The organism is Vibrio sp. Y176, from assembly GCF_033438945.1.
On record NZ_JAWOQS010000739.1, the window covers coordinates 1 to 623 of the forward strand.

Below are 623 nucleotides of genomic sequence, written 5' to 3' on the forward strand. Positions count from 1 at the left end.
GTAGTGGTGCTTTTGCGCTTGAGGATCTTCCTCTGCCTTCGCTACCGCTTCCAAATGCTGCCACTGCTTTAATGGCTCTAGGCGCATCGGAATTGCAAATCACTGACATAAACATCGTCAATGGCTTGAATAATGCTCGACTCGCGGGTCGAATGCAGGTACTTCAACACGAGCCAGAAATTGTGTTGGACGTGGCGCACAACCCTCATTCTGCTGAGTATTTAGTTGAAAAGGTGAAAACTCAGTACGCGGGGAAAACTATCCACGTTGTGATTGCAATGCTGCATGATAAAGACATCAAAGCGACATTGGCCGCGCTTAAGCCTATCGCGACGCATTGGTATCCAGCATCGTTGACTGGGCCACGAGCTGCAACGGCGGATGAATTGTGCCAATACCTACCGCAAGGGCAAGTTCAGTTCCAAACACCGGTTGAAGCGTTTGAGAGTGCATTAAGCAGCGCTGCTTCAAACGATGTTGTGTTGGTCGCGGGCTCATTCCATACCGTAGGTGAGGTATTGGAGCATTGGCAATCAAAGAATAAGTAATCAAAGGTAACTTGATGGCAAGTAAATTCCAAAGTCGTTTAGTCGGCACCATCATTCTAGTCGCAGTCGGAGTCA

Annotated in this window: 1 protein-coding gene and 1 pseudogene; both read left to right on the plus strand. The window is 48.5% G+C overall.

Going from position 1 to position 623, the window contains the following annotated elements; translation table 11 throughout:
• A partial coding sequence (locus tag R7O13_RS28380; protein WP_318305392.1) for a glutamate ligase domain-containing protein occupies nucleotides 1-548 on the plus strand: 548 nt, incomplete at its 5' end.
• A gap of 14 nt (nucleotides 549-562) precedes the next feature.
• Nucleotides 563-623 (plus strand): annotated as a pseudogene (locus R7O13_RS28385) (cell division protein DedD); the annotation flags it as partial.